Annotated in this window: 1 protein-coding gene; it reads right to left on the bottom strand. The window is 36.5% G+C overall.

Translation table 11 applies throughout. The features are described 5' to 3' along the window. Window positions 1-12: 12 nt before the first annotated feature. Window positions 13-252, bottom strand: a 240-nt coding sequence (locus AAEY79_RS15800) for a hypothetical protein (protein WP_352289585.1), incomplete at its 5' end; no start/stop codon positions are given.

Here is a 252-nt window from a genome sequence, read left to right as displayed (position 1 = left end):
GTATCATATTTTTTAGAGATCCTCCGGTTGCATACTCTCTAATGCGTTAATAGCCTGTAAAATTTTCTCTTTATTTTGAGTCTTGGTTTCGATTTCTTTTTCTAAAAGAGTAAGTTGGCTGCGTAGATCACGTAGGATAGAAGAGCGTCCTTCAATAGCGCTAGTATCTTCATTAGTATCCTGAGCAGAATCAACAACGTAAATACCTTGGCTAACAACTTTTCGAGCTTCTTCCACAAACTCATTAAATTC

This window comes from Psychrobacter sp. GW64-MNA-CIBAN-0177 (genome assembly GCF_040309585.1).
In the GTDB taxonomy this organism is placed as follows: domain Bacteria; phylum Pseudomonadota; class Gammaproteobacteria; order Pseudomonadales; family Moraxellaceae; genus Psychrobacter; species Psychrobacter okhotskensis.
The sequence above is the reverse complement of the archived record's forward strand: the minus strand, read 5'-3'. Positions and strand labels throughout refer to the sequence as shown.